The sequence below is a fragment of the Acidobacteriota bacterium genome, assembly GCA_016195325.1.
In the GTDB taxonomy this organism is placed as follows: Bacteria; Acidobacteriota; Polarisedimenticolia; order JACPZX01; family JACPZX01; genus JACPZX01.
Genome location: JACPZX010000122.1, coordinates 12,768 through 29,732, shown reverse-complemented (window position 1 = coordinate 29,732; position 16,965 = coordinate 12,768). Strand labels below are relative to the sequence as shown.

The window sequence follows — 16,965 nt, the reverse complement described above, 5'->3', positions numbered from 1 at the left end:
CGCATCTCGACCTGAGGGAGGGCCCGACATGAGATCCGGAGGCACCTCCATCGTTCTCGCGAGCCTGCTCGCCGGGGCCGCCTCGCTCGGCGCCGCGCCGGCGGCCGACGGCGCCTCCACGGCGAGCCCGCCGCGTCCGGCCCGGCCGGACTGCTCGGCCCGCGAGTTCCGCCAGTTCGACTTCTGGATCGGCGACTGGAACGTGACGAGCGGCGGCGCGCAGGCCGGAACGAACCTCGTCACCGCGGAGGAGGACGGCTGCGTCATCCACGAGCACTGGAAGGGATCGCGCGGCGGGACCGGCCAGAGCTTCACCTTCTACAACCGCGTCACCGGAAAGTGGACGCAGATCTGGGTCGACAGCGGAGGGAACCCGGCCGAGCTGCAGGGCGCATACAATGACGGCGTCCTCGCCCTCGCCTCCGAGGTGAAGGGGCCCGACGGGAAGGTCACCCTCTCGAAGCTCACCTTCTTCGACAACAAGGCCGACAGGACGGTGAGGCAGCTCTGGGAGAGTTCCGGCGACGGAGGGAAGACGTGGCAGGTGATCTTCGACGGCCTCTACGCGCGCAAGCCCTAGCCTGCGCGCTGGTCCTCTCGGCGCTGACGGCGGCCCTCGGCCCGACGCGCGAGGCGGCGATCCAGGAAACGCTCGTCAGAATCCGCGCGAACCGCGCCTTGTACGAGCCGCACACGTACGTCGACGGAAACGGTCCGGCGCTTCCCTACAGGCTCTTCAAGCCGGCGGAAGCGGCCGGCAGGAAGTACCCGCTGGTCGTCTTCCTCCACGGCGGGAACGGCGTCGGGACCGAGAACGTCGCGCAGATCAGCGGCGGCAACGCGCTCGGTGCGGGTCTCTGGCTCCTCCCGGAGATCCAGGCCGACCACCCGTGCTTCGTTCTCGCCCCCCAGGCGATTCACGAGTGGGAGGAGACCGGGCTCACCGGGTACATCCTCCTCGTCTCGAAACTGATCGAGTCGCTCGAGAAGGATCTCCCCATCGACGCGTCGCGCGTGTACGTGACGGGGCAGTCGTCGGGCGGGTACGGGACCTGGGTCCTCACCGAGCACCGCCCCGACCTCGTGGCGGCGGCCGCGCCGATCTGCGGCGGCGGCGTCCCCGCGAAGGCGGCGGAGATGAGCCGGGTGCCGGTGTGGGCCTTCCACGGCTCGGACGACCAGGTCGTCGATCCGGCCGAGTCACGACGGATGGTCGCCGCGCTCAGGAAGGCGGGAGGCGATCCGAAGTACACCGAGTACCCGGGCCGAGGCCACGACGTCTGGAACGTCGCGTACACCGAGCCCGACTTCGTCCCGTGGCTCTTCGCCCAGCACCGTGCCCCGGTTTCTTCCGCAGGTCATTGACATTCGATCTGCTTTCGCGCTAGGTTGCGCCCTTCACCAACCCCCTTGGGAGGACCTCGTATGAACCGATGCACGTGGACCGTTTGTCGAGTGATTCTGTGCGGCCTCATCGGCTGCTGCATGACGCTGTCCGGCGCCACCCTGGCCGCCGAGAAGAAGGTCGCGACCCCCCCGAGCGCCGCGGACAACGAGAAGGCGATGATGGACGCGATGATGAAGATGGGCACTCCGGGCGCCCAGCACGAAGCCCTCAAGAAGTTCGCGGGATCGTGGAAGGCGGCGTGCAAGATGTGGATGGGCCCCGGCGACCCCCAGACTTCCGAGGGAACCTCTGAGAACGACGTCGTTCTCGGCGGGCGCTTCCTTCGTGAGTCGTTCAAGGGGACCTTCATGGGTGGGCCCTTCGAGGGAATGGGCTTCCTCGGCTACGACAACCTGAAGAAGAAGTACGTCAGCACCTGGATCGACTCGCTCGGGACGATGATCCAGGACGCCACCGGGCAGATGGACAAGGACGGCAAGGTCCTCACGCTGCACGGCACGTTCACCGACCCGCTCACGAAGAAGCAGTCGCCGACCAGGGAAGTGACGAAGTTCGTCGACGACAAGTCGATCGTGTGGGAGATGTACGGCACCAACGAGAACAAGGAAGTGAAGGAGATGGAGATCACGTACACCCGGAAGTAGCGGGCCGCGCGGGTTGGACGGGTGGGGTCCCGGACCTATACTCCACCCGTCCTGATCGGCGTTTCACCCGCTCGAATCGACGCGTTCCCGCGAGGCGCAGCGCTTGGCCTACAAGATCACCCTCATCCCCGGAGACGGCATCGGCCCCGAGGTCACCGACGCGACGGTGAGCGTCGTCGAGGCGGCCGGCGTCCCGATCGTCTGGGAGCGCGCGGTGGCGGGAGCGGCGGCCCTCGAGCAGCACGGCAACCCTCTTCCCGAAACGGTCCTCGAGTCGATCCGAAAGAATCGCGTCGCGCTGAAAGGGCCGATCACCACCCCCATCGGCACCGGCTTCCCGAGCGTCAACGTCTCGCTCCGGAAGAGCCTCGACCTCTACGTCTCGCTGCGCCCGGTCGCGAGCCTCCCCGGCGTGAAGACCCGGTACGAGAGCGTCGACGTGGTGATCGTGCGGGAGAACACCGAGGGGCTCTACTCGGGGCGCGAGCACACCGTCGTCCCGGGAGTCGTCGAGGCGCTCAAGATCATCACCGACAAGGCGTCGCGGCGCATCGCGCGCTTCGCCTTCAACTACGCGCGGAACGAGGGGCGCCGGAAGATCACCATCGTCCACAAGGCGAGCATCATGAAGCTGTCGGACGGCCTCTTCCTGTCGTGCGCCAACCAGGTCGCGTCGGACTTCCCCTTCATCGAGACGGAAGATCTCCTCATCGACAACGCGTGCATGCAGCTCGTCCTCGATCCCCGCCGCTTCGATCTGCTGCTGATGGAAAACCTCTACGGCGATCTCGTCTCGGATCTGTGCGCGGGGCTCGTCGGGGGCCTCGGGGTCGTGCCGGGGGCGAACATCGGCGATCGGTACGCGGTCTTCGAGGCGGTCCACGGCTCGGCCCCCGATATCGCCGGGAAGGGGCTCGCGAACCCCACGGCGCTCATCCTCTCCGCCAGCCTCATGCTGCGGCACCTCGGCGAGCACAAGGCCGCCGCGCGCGTGAGGCGCGCCGTCGAGGCGGTCCTCACCGAGGGGACGTCGGTGACGGCCGATCTGGGCGGGAAGTCCTCGACCGGCGAGATGGCGGCGGCGATCGCGTCGCGCGTCAGGGAGGCGGCGTGAACCCGATCACGAAGCCTTCGGCCGTTGCGGCGGCCACGGGTCCCGGGGCGCCCCAGGCACTCGTCAAGAAGCACACCGTCACGCTCATCCCGGGGGACGGCATCGGCGACGAGGTCGCCGACCAGGTCATCAAGATCGTGCAGGCCACGGGCGTCTCGCTCGCATGGGACCGGCAGCTCTCCGGCCAGAGGGCCCAGGCCAAGACGGGAGCCGCCCTCCCGCCGGCGCTCCTCGACTCGATTCGCAAGAACAAGGTCGCGCTGAAGGGGAGGATCAACACCCCCATCGGCACCGGCTACGAGTCGCCGAACGTCCAGCTCCGTAAAATCCTGAACCTCTACGCGTCGGTGCGGCCGGTGAAGAACATCGCGGGCCTCCGGGCGCGCTTCGAGAAGATCGATCTCGTCGTCGTGCGCGAGAACACCGAGGACATGTACTCGGGGATCGAGCACGAGGTGGTGCCGGGGGTCGTCGAGAGCCTCAAGATCGTCACCGAGGCCGCCTCGACGCGCATCGCCCGCTTCGCCTTCGAGTACGCGGTGAAGCACGGACGCCGCCAGGTCACCTGCGTGCACAAGGCCAACATCATGAAGATGTCCGACGGCCTCTTCCTGAGCTGCTGCCGCAACGTGGCGCGCGAGTTCCCCCAGGTGGCGTACCGCGAGGTCATCGCCGACAGCGCCTGCATGCAGCTCGTCCTGAACCCGTACGCCTTCGACGTGTTGGTGATGGGGAACCTCTACGGCGACATCATCTCGGATCTGTGCGCCGGCCTCGTGGGTGGGCTCGGCGCCGTCCCCGGCGTGAACGTCGGCGACGGCCTCGTCGTCTTCGAGGCGATCCACGGGAACGCCCCCGACCTCGAGGGGCAGGATCTCGCGAACCCCCTGTCGCTCCTCATCCCCGCGGTCCACATGCTCGATCACCTCGGGGAAGGGGAGGCCGCGGCGCGCATCATGTCGTCCGTGAGCGCGGTGCTCGTGGAAGGGAAGGCCGTGACCGCCGACCTCGGCGGCACGGCGAAGACGAGCGAGATGGCCGCGGCAATCGTCGCAAAGCTTGCCGTTTCCGGGAGACCCTGATGCCGCGCTACCAGAGACACATCTTCGTCTGCACCAACGTGAGGCCGGCCGACGACCCCCAGGGGTGCTGCTCGGCGAAGGGGTCGGACGCCATCCGCTCGGCCTTCAAGGCCGAGCTCAAGAAGCGCAGGCTCCGCACCGTCGTGCGCGCCAACAAGTCGGGGTGCCTCGACGTCTGCGCCTTCGGCGTGACGGTGGTCGTCTACCCCGAGGCCGTCTGGTACGGCGGCGTGAAGCTCGAGGACGTGAACGAGATCATCGATCGCCACGTCGTCGGCGGCGAGGTCGTCGAGCGGCTGCTCCTCAGGCAGTTCCCGTCGGGGCCGTTGAAGCTTAAGCCCCTCGAGATCCCGAAAGAGGGGTGAGCGCCTCGAACGACGCCCGCTCCGCGGTTGTCGCAGTTCGGGGCCGGTGTTAGCATCGCCTCACTGCCATGTGGTGCCCAACCTGCCGTGAGGAGTTCCGGGACGAGGTCATGCGTTGCACCGAGTGCGACGTCCCCCTCGTCGCCTACCTGACCCCGGCGCAGACCGACGAGTTCGACATCCAGCGCGGCCCGCTGACCGGCCGCCCCATCGCGGACGAGCTCGAGACGACCGGCCCCATGGTCGCCGGCACGTACGTCACCCCCGAGGAGTCCCAGGCCGCGCTCCGCGCCCTGAGCGACGCGGGGATTGCCGCCGAGGCGACGAGCCGCGGCGAGGCCTTCCCCACGAACGTCTCGAAGTACGAGCCCGCCTACCTCGTCACGGTCGCCGCCGTCGACATGCCGAAGGCGCGCCAGGTCCTCTCGAGCGCCGGCCTCGTGCCGACCGCCGTGGCCCGCTACCGGAAGGAGCCCGACGCGCACGCCGCCGTCGCCGCGCTCGAGTCGAGCGCGATCCGCGCGCGCATCTCGACGCTCGTCCTCGACGAGTTCCCCGCCGAGTTCCGCGACGAGATGGAGCCCTACTCCGTCGAGGTCCCGGCGGAGGACGAGGGAAGGGCGATCGACATCCTCAAGGCCCACGGCCTTCTCAGCTGCGAGGCGTGCGGGGCGCAGATCCAGGAGGACGACGCCGCGTGCCGCACCTGCGGCGAGGTCGTCGCGATCTGATCCGCCGACTCCTCGCCTCGTTCGCCATCCTCTCCCTCCTCCTTGCCTGCGCCGCCCCTGCCGTCCGCGCCGAGGACGGCAAGGTCACCTCGGGGATCAAGTCGTTCGGGAAGAAGGTGGGGGAGAAGAGCGTCGAGGCAGGCCACGCGATCGCGGGGATCGCGAAGAAGATCTGGTACAAGGGAAAGCAGGTCTCGGCCCCGCTCCTGCACGACGTCCAGCGCAGCACGCGAAAGTTCTGGGACGAGACCATCAAGGGGAAGGACAAATCGATCGACGCCCTCAAGGACGAGAACGGGAAGCTGAAAGGTCAGCTCGACGGGAAGGGCGATTGAGCGCACTCAGGGTGATAGCCGGCGCCGCGCTCCTCGCGTCGCTCGCCGGCTGCTCCGGGGTCGGTTCGACCGCGGCCGACCCCTACATCGCGCAGGCGGCGGACGCGGAGGAGCGCGCGGGCCTCACGGCGGCGCGCGACGACATCGACGCCGAGATGAGCGCCGTCGCCGCGGAGAAAGACCGGGAGATCGAGCGCCTGAAGCAGGAGAACGCCGAGCTCAGGTCCCGGATCGCGGCCCGGAAGAAGAGCTGACCGGCCGCGCCGACGCGATCCGGTCGACGACGAAGTTCTTCACGCTGCCATCGATGTGGCACTCGGCGGCGAGGTTGAGCTCGCCTGCGATCTCGAGGAGGAAGAGCGGCGTCACGGGGCGGGGTGCGTCCCCCTTGCTCCCGGAGCGGTAGACGATGGCGAAGGGAGCGCCGCTGCCCAGGCTCGCGGCCAGAGCGGCGAGACGCTCGGGGAGCGCCAGGGTGCCGTCCGGGGCGGTGCCGAAGGCGAGGCGCGACTCGCTCGCCTTCTCGGCGTCGGCAAGCGTCGCATCGGAGCCAAGGGCGGCGAGGCAGGCCTTCAGCACCCCGGCGCATGCGACGACGTCGGCCATCGCCCGGTGGGCCACCGGCATCTCGATCCCGAGCGAGGCCGCGAGCGGCCCCAGCGCGTAACGCGGCGCCTTCAGGAGGCGTCGCGCGAGCCGGTGGGTGTCGAGGACCGGGTTGCCGCGCGGGGTGAGGCCGGCGGCGCGGGCGGGGAGGAGCATCATCGAGACGTCGTACGGGGCGTTGTGCGCCGCGAGGATGTCGTCTCCCGTGAACTCGAGGAAGCGCCGGGCGGCGTCGCCGAACGGCGGCCGGCCGCGGACCATCTCGTCGGTGATCCCGTGGATCGCCGAGATCTGAGGCGGGATGGGGACGCCGGGGTCGACGAGCGACTCGAACCGCCCCGTCTCCTCGCCCCTCTCGATCGAGACGGCGGCGATCTCGAGGACCCTGTCGTTCACGGCCGAGAGCCCCGTCGTCTCGGTGTCGAAGACGACGAGGCGCGAGGCTGCGATCGTTCGGGAGGGGGGCGTCATCCGCCGCATCGTACCTCCGGAGGGCCGAAGTCGGCTGCTATAATCGCGCCCGTCTTTTTCGACGCCTCCCGGGCTGAGGCCCGGTTCCTCGGAGCCATTCATGGACATGTTGAGCCGACAGCTCGCGCGATTCGCCGTCCGCCTCTCCTACGAAGACCTTCCGCCGCGGGCGATCGACGAGGCGAAGCGCTTCCTCCTCGACTCGATGGGGTGCGCCCTGGGGGGCGTGAGGACTCACGACGCGCGCATCATGCGCGAGTTCATCGAGGAGGAGGGGGGGCGCGCCGAGGCGACGCTGATCGGCACGCGCAGGAAGGTGCCCGCGACGTGGGCCACCCTCTACAACGCGCTCGTGGTCCGCGCGCTCGACTACAACGACATCTACTGGAAGGCCGACCCGTCGCACCCGAGCGACATCCTCCCCGCGGCGATTTCGATGGCGGAGAGGGTGGGGGCCGGGGGGCGCGACGTGATCCTCGGCATCGTCATCGGGCACGAGCTCGAGATGCGCTTCTGCGAGGCGGCCGAGCCGGGGATCCGAGAGCGCGGGTGGCACCACGCGAGCCTCACGGGGTTCGTCTCGCCCGTGGTCGCGGGGAAGATCCTGGGTCTCACCGAGGATCAGATGGTCCACGCGATCGGGATCTCGGGGTCTCACACGCTGACGCTCGGCGCTGTCACGGCCGGCAAGCTCACGATGATGAAGAACACCGTCGACCCCATCGCGACGTGGCAGGGGGTGATCGCCGCCCTGTGGGCGCAGAAGGGATTCCACGGCCCCGAGCACGTCATCGACGGGAAGGAGGGGCTCTTTCATTGTCTTGGCAAGGCGTGGCGGCCGGAGATGCTCACCGCGGGGCTCGGCGAGAGCTTCAAGATCCAGGACTGCTCGATGAAGTTCTTCCCGACCGAGGCGCTGACCCACACGCCGCTCTCCGCGGCCCTCGAGCTGCGGAGCAAGCACGGGATCGACCCCGGGTCGATCGAGTCCATCACCGTCAGGACGGTCCGCCGCGCCGTCGACATCCTCTGCGATCCGTCGAAGTACAGGCCGACGTCGCGCGAGACGGCCGATCACTCTCTGCCGTACTGCATCGGCGTCGCGCTGATGGACGGGAAGGTCACCCCCGACTCCTTCGACGAGAAGCGCTTCACCGACCCGAAGCTCCTCGACCTGATCCAGAAGGTGAAGGGGGTCGGCGACGAGGAGATCGAGAGGAACTTCCCGCGCCTGTACACCTGCGACATGACGATCGCCGTGAAGGGGGGAAAGACCTTCCAGTGCCGACTGGACTACCCGAAGGGGGACCCCAGGAATCCCCTGACCCCCGCCGAGCTCGAGGGGAAGTTCATGAGCCTGGCCGAGCCCGTGGTGCCGGCGGGGAAGGCGCAGGAGATCGCCTCGATCATCATGGGGCTGGAGAAGGAGAGGAGCCTCGGCCGCCTGATGGAGGCGATGGTCGCGGCCTGAGTTACTTCTTGCTGAAGCCGATGATCCAGGAGGCGCCGACGCTGAAGAACGCGTCCGTCCCGCTCGTGCCGAGCGTCCGCAGGTGGCGCACGAAGAACTCGCCATTGACGTGGAGGCCCTTCCACGCCTGGTAGCGCACGCCGAAGCCGAGGTCACCGTACAGCGTGTTGTCGTCCCTCACGGTCGAGCCGGGACGGCCGGGGTCGAACGTCGTCGTCGCCTTCCCGCCCCCGACGATCATGTAGGGGTTCGCCTTCACGTCGTCCGAGCCCTTGAGCACGCCCATCACGCGCAGCCCGGTGTACTGCTGCTTGTAGGTCGAGTGGGAGAGATCCGCCTCGCTCTTCCGCGTGGTGACGGTGTCGTACGTCCCCTCGATCTGAAGGGCCGGATGGACGACGAGGCCGAGCCGGAACCCTGTGGCGAAATCGTTGTCGATGCCGATCGTCTTGTCGAACTTGATCTCGGAGCCCTGAACGCCGACGTCGATCGACCACTTCTTCACCGCCTCGGCGGTTGAAAGAGACGAGCCCGCGAGCAAGAGGACGGACACGAGCAGCGCCAGCACGCGACGGTTCATGAGGAACTCCTCAGCTTCGATGGTCGGTCAGGGTTCAAAGGCGCGTAGGATATCCGGAGGCCCCGGCGCGGGCAAGCTCTCCGGGGACGGACGGTCGAAGCCCGTCTCAGTCCGCCGCCGGCTCCCCGTGGCCCGCCGGCGCGTGGTGCGCCATGGGCGGCGCGACCCAGTCGGGGCGCGCGAAGATCGACTGGAGCAGCCGCCGGTCCTGAGCCGTCGGCGTGACGGAGGCCAGGTACGCCGCGTACCGCGCCGGATCGATCGGATCTCCGGTCACGGAGTATCGCGCCCCCGCGTGCTCGCCGATGGCGCGGTTGAACCTCATGTCGGGCGCCGTCAGCTTCGGCCCGTCGGCGGGGAGCATCGTGTTGAGCGCGGCGATGTGCCGGTCGACGTCCTCCTTGTAGAGGTTCCGGGCGTAGTCGTTGAGGGTGTCGCGGTCGGCCTCGGCGCCGTTGGTGTCCTCGTCGAAGCGGCCCTTGAGGCCCCACACGTACGCCCAGTGCGCCGACGACGAGTTGTCGACGCCGAACAGGTCGTAGGCCGTCGGGACCCACTTGTTGAAGTAGCGCTGCAGAGTCTCGATGGGGACGACGCCCGCCTTCACGACCCGCTTCAGCCCGTTGTGCCCCGTGCCGAGGTGGAACGCCTCCTCGCGGAGCATCGGTCCCATCGAGCGGGCGAGGGGGGCGAAGCCGGAGAAGGTGAGCATCTTGAGCTGGAACTTGCCGTCGCGGTCCACGAACTCGGTGTAGGTGTAGAAGTCGAGCCAGTCGTCCACGTCCACGTTGAAGGAGCCGAGAAGGCGCGTGTTCTGCCAGGAACGGCGCTCGAGCTGCTTCTGCGCGTCGATGCGCCCGGATCGGCCGAACTGCGTCACGAGGACGTGGCACATCTGGAACCCGTGGCGCATCTCCTCGCGCATCACGCGCGTCAGGCAGCCGAGGTCGTACTCCGACGGCGCGGAGGTGACGAGCTTCCGCTGCTGCTCGACGGAGGCGAACTCGGTGTCCCCCTGGTACACGATGAGGTGCTGCAGGGCGTCACGGATGCGCTGGTCGGGGACCTCGGTGATCCGCTCCCAGCGCTTCTGGCCCTTGTAGTCGCCGAACAGGATGTCGGGGCTGCCGAGCTCTCCGTACTTCGCCTCGAACGCGTAACCTTCGCCGATGCGCGGGTCGAGCCCGATCGCCCTCTGCCACTCGTTGAAGTAGTCGACCCAATCGTCGAACGTGGAGATTCTCGGTTGCATCACCCCTCCTGTCGCGCGGAATGGAAAATTCTAACACGGGCCGGAGAGGCCTCGCCAGGCGCCCCTTCAGGCGAGGCCCGCCGCCTCGGGAGTGACGCCCCGGAGCGCCAGGACCCTCTCGACCACCTCGCCGATCTTGTTGTTCGGGGTGGAGGCGCCGGCGGTGATGCCGACGATGGATCGACCGGCGGGGAGCCAGCCGCGGGACTCGATCTCCTGGTCGGCGCCGAAGGGCTTGTGGCGGATGCGGTCGGCGTCGAGGAGGCACTCGGCGTTCTGGATGTGGTAGGCGCTCGTCGACTGCCCGGCGATCTCGACCAGGTGGTTCGTGTTGCTCGAGTTGTATCCGCCGATGACGAGCATGAGATCGAGCGGCTCCTTCGTCATCTTGAGGATCGCGTCCTGCCGGTCCTGCGTCGCCGAGCAGATCGTGTCGAAGGATCGGAACCGCTCCGGGAGAGACGCCGCGCCATGCCGGTCGGCGATCGCCTCGCGGAGGGCGTCGGCGATCGCGAGCGACTCGCTCGAGAGCATCGTCGTCTGGTTGGCGACGCCGATCCGGCCCAGATGCGTGTCGGGGTCGAACCCGGGAGAGGCCGCGGATTCGAACCGTCCGAGGAAATCCCCGCGATCTCCGCCGCCCCGGATGTACGCGCAGACCCACCGGGCCTCGTCCATGTCTTTCACCACGAGGTAGCGCCCCGCCTCGTAGCGCGTCGCGCGGGACGACGTCGCCCGCGTCTCCTCGTGCTGGTACTTCCCGTGGATGACCGAGGTGAACCCCTCCCGCGCGTACTTCTCGACGTTCTTCCACACGTTCAGGACGGAGCCGCACGTCGTGTCGACGAGGACGCACCCCGTCGCGCGGAGCTGCTCGAACATCCTGAACGGGACGCCGAAGGCCGGGATGATGACGACGTCGTCGCCATGGAACCGGCCGCCGTCCTTCGCGGCTTCCTCCGGGGAGAGGATCTCGATGCCCATCTCCCGGAGCCGGGTGTTCACGTGCGGGTTGTGGATGATCTCGCCGATGAGCGTCACGCGCCGATCGGGGAATTTCTCCATCGTCTCGTAGGCGTACTCGACGGCCCGGTCGACGCCGTAGCAGAAGCCGAACTCGACGGCGAGACGGATCTCTATCTGGGGCGTTGTGAGCCGGAATCCCGACTCGCGGATGCGCTCGACGACGCCGCTGTGGTAGTCGCGGCGGAGCGATCCCTCGATGACCGTCTTGAGGCCGAAGCCCTTCTGGAAGTACGCCTTTTCGGGCAGGTGGTCTCCTTCCTGGTTCAGCCAGTCATCCTATCACGCCCCTCGCGGGGCCGCCGGGCCGGGCGGAGCCGGCTCGTCTTCGGCGCGGGGCGATGATATTCTCGCCGCAGGGTGACGACACGATGATCGAAAGCCTGAAGACGCGAGCGGTGAGCCGCCGTCCCGACAAGATCCGGCTCCAGGGGCGCGTCCTGCTTCTCGTCGACGATGCGGCGATGATGCGCCGCCAGCTCCAGGGAGAGGAGATCCCCTGGCGCGACGGCCTCCCGCTCCGCGACGACATCTCGACCGACGAGATCACCCCCGCCTACATCTGCTACCACTTCGACGAGAAGCTCGGGGACTTCCCCTACCTGGGGCTCCGGGCCTCGGGGGAGTTCCCGGTCACCGAGGGGACCGTCCGCGCGGGGAAGTTCGTCGCCTCGGTGGCCGGCAAGCGCCGCGGCAAGGGATCGAGCCGCGAAGCGTCCCCTTATGCCGAGATGTGCGCCGGTATCAAGGTCGTCATCGCCGAGAACATCGAGCGGATCTACAAGCAGAACTCCCAGAACCTCGGCATCCTCACCTCCACCGATTTCGGCCTCGTCGAGAGGATCCGGCGCGGGGAGGAGATCTCCCTCGACGAGTTCACGCGCGGCGAGGACGAGATCACGCGGCAGATCATCGAGTACGGGGGCCTCTTCCCGTACAACGTCGCGCGGCTCCAGGGACTGTCTTCGGCTCCGTACCCGAAGAGCGCGCCGCGGCCGATGACCCTCGCCGAGAAGATCCTCGCGAAGCACATGGTCACGGATCTCAGCGCCGGCTCGACCGGCGTCGCGTCGGTCCGCCCGGGCGACGCGGGCTTCGTTCAGTGCGACATCCGCTTCTCGCACGAGTACGTCACGCCGATGGCGGCGATCTTCTTCGAGAGCCTCGTCGGGGCCGACGAGAAAGTGGCCGACCCCTCGTCGGTCCTCTTCTTCCGCGATCACCTGACCTTCCTCGAGAAGGTGATGCCCCTCGAGCGGAAGAAGCTCGGCCTCCTCGACCTCGCGAACCAGCTCTCGGTGAAGCAGGCCGACTTCGCGAGGAAGCAGGGGATTCGCCTCCACGGCGACTCGCCGGCCGGCGGATCCGAGGGGATCTGCCACAGCATCATCTACCAGAACTACGCCCTCCCGGGGCAGGTCATCATCGGCTCGGACTCGCACACTCCCCACTCGGGCGCCGTCGGGTGCGTCGCGTTCGGCGTGGGCACCACCGACATCTTCAACTCGTGGATCACGCGCGACGTCCGCGTGCGCGTCCCCGAGACGCTGCGCGTCGAGATCACGGGGCGGCGCGCTGCGGGGGTGACCGCGAAGGACTTCATGCTCGCCCTCCTCGCGCACCCGTACGTGCGGAGCGGCAAGGCGCTCGGCAAGGTGATCGAGTACGGCGGGGAGGCCGTCTCTGCCCTCGACATCGACGAGCGCGCGACGATGACGAACATGGCCGCCGAGGTCGGCGGCTTCACCGGCATCGTCGCCCCCGACGCCCGCACCGCCGGGTTCCTGGTCGCGATGCGGGGGATGGCGCGCGCCGAGGCCGAGAGGCTCTGCGCCGCGTGGCAGGCCGATCCCGGCGCCGAGTACGCCGAGACGATTCGCTTCGACGCGAGCTCGCTCGCGCCGATGGTCGCGACCCCCGGCGATCCCGGCAACGGCGTGTCGGTGACCGCGCTCACCGCTCCGGTGAAGGTGAACATCGCCTACGGCGGCTCGTGCACCGCCGGCAAGCGCGAGGACATGGACATGTACGCGGCGGTCCTCGCGGACGCGCTGAAGCGGGGAGAGAAGGTCCATCCGGAGGTCGAGTTCTTCATCCAGTTCGGCGCGCAGGAGGTGAAGACCTACTGCGAGGAGCGCGGCTACATCGACGTCTTCCGGAGGGCGGGGGTGACGCTCATCGATCCGTCGTGCGGCGCCTGCATCAACGCCGGGCCGGGAGCCTCCACCTCGAAGGAGCAGATCACCATTTCCGCGCAGAACCGGAACTTCCCGGGGCGATCCGGACCCGGCCAGGTCTACCTCGCGTCCCCCTACACGGTGGCGGCTTCCGCCGTCGCCGGACGGATCGTCGCGTGGGAGCCGGCAGCCGTTCCAGCGCGCTGACTATCTCCTGCCAATCGCCGCCCGCGGATTGACATGGCGCTTCCGCGTGGTTCACCGTATTCCCGTCATCGCAATGCTGGCTGCGGAACCGCCGGTAGACTCTCCTTGCCCCGCGGGGGGGGGACGCGTGCGCCGAGCTTTTGTCACGATCACGTCGATGATGGTCCTCCTGGCCCCGCTGTCGGGCGCCTCCCCGTGCGCGCCCGAAGATCGTGCGGCCACGGCCGCCGAGGGCTCGGACACATCCCCTGTCGCCGCCGAGCTCGAGGCGATCCGGCAGCTCATGTCCGCGGGGAAATTCGCGGACGCGGAATCGTCCGCGCGCGCCCTCCTCTCGGAGAGGGAAGCCGCGGAGGGACCCGACGCGAGCGCGACCGCCGACGCCATCGAACAGCTGATCCGCGCGCTGTGGCGCGAGGGGAAGCAGAAAGACCCGCAAGTCGCCGCGCTGGCCGAGCGCCTCGTGTCGATCCGGGAGACGAGCGACCCGCCGGAGGGTCTCAAGCTCGGCTCCAGCCTGGCGATCGTCGGCAGCGTGAGGGCCGTCGCGGGAGGATTCGCGGATGCGAGGCAGTTGTACGAGAGGGCGATCGACGTGGCGGAGCGGGCAACCTCCCACGACGACCCGGCGCTCGCTCCATTTCTTTACGATCTGGGCATGCTCCTCCAGCGCCACAGCGACTACGACGGTGCGCTGATCGCGTTCGAGCGGCGCCACGAAATCCTCGATGCCCAGGCACCGCCGGAGCAGCGGCCGATTCCCGATACCTACGTCGCCGCCTGCCACATCATGCTAGGAAGGTACGACGAGGCGCTGCGCGAGCTGGAGCGAGACCTGCAGGTGAACATCGCGGTGCACGGGCCGGACGACGCCTCCGTCGCGAGGAGCGAGAATGCGCTCGGCGCCCTGTTCGTCTCGCTCGACGACTGGCCGGCGGCGCGCGATCACCTCGAGCACAGCGTCGCGATCTTCGAGACGGTGTACGGCGCCGACTCCGTCAATGTGGCCACCGGCCTGAGAAACCTCTCTCTGACCCTGGTGAGGCTGGGAAACGACGACGAAGCGCGCACGCTCGCGGAGCGGGCGGTGGCGATCTACGAGAAGTCACCTGGACCGGAGAGTACCGAATACGCGGCCTCGCTCTCCACTCTCGCGGACGCGCTCCAGAGCCAGGGGGAGTACCGAGCGGCGCGCGAACGATACGAGAAGTCCATCGCGATCCGGGAGGAAGCCAACGGGCCCGACGATCCGCGTCTCGCGTCGCCCCTCGAGAACCTCGGCCGCCTCTACGAGACTCTCGGGGACGACGCCTCGGCCATGGCCGCGTTCCGCCGCGCCCTGAAGCTGAGGGAGAATGCGCTCGGCGAGGATCACCCTGACGTTGCGTACGTGCTCGTCGAGATGGCGGGCCTTCTGTACCACCAGGGAGCCTATGCGGAGGCGCGCCGGCTGGTCGATCGGGCCCTCGCCAACCGGGAGAAGACTTTCGGACCGCTGCACCCTGAGATGGCCGAATCGCTGAGCCTTCTCGGATGGATCCAGTGGGCCTCGGGCGATTCCACCGCGGCGCTCACGACCGCGCTGAACTCCGAGCAGATCGCTCGCGAGCACCTCCGGCGGGTCTCCCGCCGCCAATCGGAGCGCGAGGCGCTGCGGTACCAGACGGTTCGGAGCTCCGGCATCGATCTGGCTTTCTCCGTGCTCGCGAGCCAGCGCCGATCGGAGGCCGGCACGGAAGACGTCGAGAGGGCATGGGACGCCCTGATTTCGTCGCGGGCGCTCGTCCTCGACGAGATGGCGCGGAGGCACCGCGTCGCCCTCGCGTCCGAATCGAGCGAGATGCGCCCGCTGTTCGATGAGCTCGAAAGGACACAGGTCCAGCTCGAGCGACTCGTCATCAAGGGTGCTGCACCAAGCGAGGGCGAGTCGTACCGCGCCAGCCTGGCGGCCGCTCGGCTGGCCGTGGAGCGCGCCGAGCGTGCGCTCGCGAGCCGGAGCGATGGAGGGGGCACCGGGGAAGCGTCCGCCGCCGTTGACGTGCCTCAGCTCGTGTCGGCTCTGCCCTCGGACACCGTCCTGGTCGCGTACGTCTCATTCGGGCAAGTTGCCGGTCGCGACACGCCGGGCGTTCCGCCACCCCCGCGCGTGCGCTCGTACGCGGCGCTGGCCCTCGGGAAGAGCCGAGGCGGGACCGCGATGATCCCGCTGGGTCCGGCGGCTCGGATTGACGCGCTCGTCAAGGGATGGCGAAAGGAATTGGATGCGCCCCCCGAGACGCCCGAATCGCTGAAGAAGTACCGGACCGCCGGGACAGCTCTCCGGAAAGCCATATGGGATCCGATCGCCCGAGCCATCCGCGGCGCGGGAACGGTTCTGATCGTGCCCGATGGTTCCATCAACCTCGTTTCGTTCGCGGCGCTCCCCATCGGGAACAAGTCGTATCTGGTCGAATCGACTCCGCGCATTCACTACCTGTCGGCCGAGAGGGATCTTGTTCGCTACGCCTCGAGGGTCGATGCCGTGGCGACGACGACCGCGCGCGGAATGCTGATTCTCGGTGCGCCCGACTACGACGCGGGCACGGGAGGACCGGCGGCTGCGTCCGGGCCGGCGACCGTCGCTTCAGGCCCGAGCGGGATGGGTGCGGAGCGCGCGGAGCCGCCGAGCGCTCGTTCGGCGTGCGCGGATTTCCGGACCCTCAGGTTCGGCCCGCTTCCCGGCTCGCGGGCCGAGGCCGACGAGGTGGCGAGCCTCTTCAGGACGCGCGCCCGGCCGCCTGACGGGGCAAATGGCGAGCCTGTCATCGAGCTTCTCGGAGCCGATGCGAGCGTGGAGAAGTTCAAGAGCCACGCGGTCGGGCGGCGGGTCATCCACATCGCGACCCATGCCTACTCCGTTTCGAACTGCTCGGGCGAGCACGAGGACGACAGCGACAGACTGCCGATCACGTCGGGACTCAACGCGCGGTTCATCGACGAGGATCCCTTGATCCGCACAGGCCTCGCCCTCGCCGGGGCGAATCGGCGGGAGGAGCGGTCCGAGCGGCGAGGTCGGGGCGACGGGATCCTCACCGCGCAGGAGATTGCCGGGATGGATCTCCGAGGCGTGGAGTGGGCCGTTCTCTCCGCGTGCGGCACCGGGGTGGGTCCCGTGCAGTCCGGCGAAGGGGTGTTCGGGCTTCGCAGGACCGTCCAGGTCGCCGGTGTCCGAACGGTCATCATGAGCCTCTGGGCCGTGGAAGACCATGCCGCTCGCGATTGGGTCAGGAGCCTGTACGAGAACCGGCTGAAGGACGCTTCGACCGTCGACGCAGTCCGCAATGCGAGCCTTCGCGTGATCGACACGCGCCGCCGCGCCGGTGTGACGACGCACCCGTTCTACTGGGGGGCTTTCGTCGCGGCGGGGGATTGGAAGTAGGACGGCTCCTACTCCCTGTAACCTTTCGTCTCTTCCACCCGACCAATCCACCGGAATCGGTGTCGCTGAGTTCGGGCGTCC

At 68.5% G+C, this 16,965-nt stretch carries 16 protein-coding genes; 12 read left to right on the top strand and 4 right to left on the bottom strand.

All coding sequences use genetic code 11. The annotated features are described in order from the left end of the window. The first annotated feature begins 28 nt into the window (after positions 1 to 28). From HY049_20190 to HY049_20150, 9 genes are all read left to right on the top strand, one after another. Positions 29 to 580 carry a hypothetical protein gene (locus tag HY049_20190; protein ID MBI3451221.1) on the top strand — a complete coding sequence of 184 codons (552 nt, stop codon included), beginning with the start codon at positions 29 to 31 and terminating at the stop codon, positions 578 to 580. Continuing rightward, positions 538 to 1,365, top strand: a complete 828-nt coding sequence (locus HY049_20185; protein MBI3451220.1) for a prolyl oligopeptidase family serine peptidase — start codon at positions 538 to 540, stop codon at positions 1,363 to 1,365. Before HY049_20190 ends, HY049_20185 begins: the two co-directional genes overlap by 43 nt. A 60-nt stretch (positions 1,366 to 1,425) precedes the next feature. After that, positions 1,426 to 2,052, top strand: coding sequence for a DUF1579 domain-containing protein (locus tag HY049_20180; protein MBI3451219.1), 627 nt, complete (start codon positions 1,426 to 1,428; stop codon positions 2,050 to 2,052). Between the two features lie 103 nt (positions 2,053 to 2,155). Beyond that, the gene (locus tag HY049_20175; protein ID MBI3451218.1) at positions 2,156 to 3,166 is read left to right on the top strand and encodes an isocitrate dehydrogenase (NAD(+)); all 1,011 of its coding nucleotides are present in this window, start codon (positions 2,156 to 2,158) and stop codon (positions 3,164 to 3,166) included. A gap of 5 nt (positions 3,167 to 3,171) precedes the next feature. Continuing rightward, entirely contained in the window at positions 3,172 to 4,248 is a 1,077-nt protein-coding gene (locus HY049_20170) for an NAD-dependent isocitrate dehydrogenase (GenBank protein ID MBI3451217.1), read from the top strand. Continuing rightward, positions 4,245 to 4,613 (top strand): (2Fe-2S) ferredoxin domain-containing protein, encoded by a 369-nt coding sequence (locus HY049_20165; GenBank protein ID MBI3451216.1) that lies wholly within the window; start codon positions 4,245 to 4,247, stop codon positions 4,611 to 4,613. Before HY049_20170 ends, HY049_20165 begins: the two co-directional genes overlap by 4 nt. Before the next feature lie 110 nt (positions 4,614 to 4,723). Further along, positions 4,724 to 5,344: a hypothetical protein gene (locus HY049_20160; GenBank protein ID MBI3451215.1), complete on the top strand. Its 621-nt coding sequence runs from the start codon at positions 4,724 to 4,726 to the stop codon at positions 5,342 to 5,344. Further along, the gene (locus HY049_20155; protein MBI3451214.1) at positions 5,311 to 5,679 is read left to right on the top strand and encodes a hypothetical protein; all 369 of its coding nucleotides are present in this window, start codon (positions 5,311 to 5,313) and stop codon (positions 5,677 to 5,679) included. The genes HY049_20160 and HY049_20155 overlap by 34 nt, the downstream gene beginning before the upstream one ends. Continuing rightward, positions 5,676 to 5,933, top strand: a complete 258-nt coding sequence (locus HY049_20150) for a hypothetical protein (GenBank protein ID MBI3451213.1) — start codon at positions 5,676 to 5,678, stop codon at positions 5,931 to 5,933. The genes HY049_20155 and HY049_20150 overlap by 4 nt, the downstream gene beginning before the upstream one ends. Here the strand turns inward: HY049_20150 and HY049_20145 are convergent. Continuing rightward, positions 5,899 to 6,756, bottom strand: coding sequence for a hypothetical protein (locus HY049_20145; protein ID MBI3451212.1), 858 nt, complete (start codon positions 6,754 to 6,756; stop codon positions 5,899 to 5,901). The genes HY049_20150 and HY049_20145 overlap by 35 nt on opposite strands. 100 nt (positions 6,757 to 6,856) lie before the next feature. Here HY049_20145 and HY049_20140 point away from each other — a divergent pair, with 100 nt between their 5' ends. After that, positions 6,857 to 8,227 carry an MmgE/PrpD family protein gene (locus HY049_20140; GenBank protein ID MBI3451211.1) on the top strand — a complete coding sequence of 457 codons (1,371 nt, stop codon included), beginning with the start codon at positions 6,857 to 6,859 and terminating at the stop codon, positions 8,225 to 8,227. A gap of 1 nt (position 8,228) precedes the next feature. Here the strand turns inward: HY049_20140 and HY049_20135 are convergent, their stop codons facing one another. From HY049_20135 to HY049_20125, 3 genes are all read right to left on the bottom strand, one after another. Beyond that, positions 8,229 to 8,807, bottom strand: coding sequence for an outer membrane beta-barrel protein (locus HY049_20135; GenBank protein ID MBI3451210.1), 579 nt, complete (start codon positions 8,805 to 8,807; stop codon positions 8,229 to 8,231). Positions 8,808 to 8,913: 106 nt separating this feature from the next. Further along, positions 8,914 to 10,059, bottom strand: a complete 1,146-nt coding sequence (locus HY049_20130) for a phenylacetate-CoA oxygenase subunit PaaI (GenBank protein MBI3451209.1) — start codon at positions 10,057 to 10,059, stop codon at positions 8,914 to 8,916. Between the two features lie 66 nt (positions 10,060 to 10,125). After that, entirely contained in the window at positions 10,126 to 11,331 is a 1,206-nt protein-coding gene (locus HY049_20125; GenBank protein ID MBI3451208.1) for a 4-hydroxy-3-methylbut-2-enyl diphosphate reductase, read from the bottom strand. 122 nt (positions 11,332 to 11,453) lie between these two features. Here HY049_20125 and HY049_20120 point away from each other — a divergent pair, with 122 nt between their 5' ends. Further along, positions 11,454 to 13,466: a 3-isopropylmalate dehydratase gene (locus tag HY049_20120; GenBank protein ID MBI3451207.1), complete on the top strand. Its 2,013-nt coding sequence runs from the start codon at positions 11,454 to 11,456 to the stop codon at positions 13,464 to 13,466. A gap of 127 nt (positions 13,467 to 13,593) precedes the next feature. Further along, positions 13,594 to 16,884, top strand: coding sequence for a tetratricopeptide repeat protein (locus tag HY049_20115; GenBank protein ID MBI3451206.1), 3,291 nt, complete (start codon positions 13,594 to 13,596; stop codon positions 16,882 to 16,884). Positions 16,885 to 16,965: the final 81 nt, after the last annotated feature.

What these genes read in the sequence shown, in the direction of transcription:
- HY049_20190 (MBI3451221.1), top strand. Translation starts at nt 29, where the DNA reads ATGAGATCCGGAGGCACCTCCATCGTTCTCGCGAGCCTGCTCGCCGGG.
- HY049_20180 (MBI3451219.1), top strand. Translation starts at nt 1,426, where the DNA reads ATGAACCGATGCACGTGGACCGTTTGTCGAGTGATTCTGTGCGGCCTC.
- HY049_20160 (MBI3451215.1), top strand. Translation starts at nt 4,724, where the DNA reads ATGCGTTGCACCGAGTGCGACGTCCCCCTCGTCGCCTACCTGACCCCG.
- HY049_20145 (MBI3451212.1), bottom strand. Translation starts at nt 6,756, where the DNA reads ATGACGCCCCCCTCCCGAACGATCGCAGCCTCGCGCCTCGTCGTCTTC.
- HY049_20140 (MBI3451211.1), top strand. Translation starts at nt 6,857, where the DNA reads ATGGACATGTTGAGCCGACAGCTCGCGCGATTCGCCGTCCGCCTCTCC.
- HY049_20135 (MBI3451210.1), bottom strand. Translation starts at nt 8,807, where the DNA reads ATGAACCGTCGCGTGCTGGCGCTGCTCGTGTCCGTCCTCTTGCTCGCG.
- HY049_20130 (MBI3451209.1), bottom strand. Translation starts at nt 10,059, where the DNA reads ATGCAACCGAGAATCTCCACGTTCGACGATTGGGTCGACTACTTCAAC.
- HY049_20120 (MBI3451207.1), top strand. Translation starts at nt 11,454, where the DNA reads ATGATCGAAAGCCTGAAGACGCGAGCGGTGAGCCGCCGTCCCGACAAG.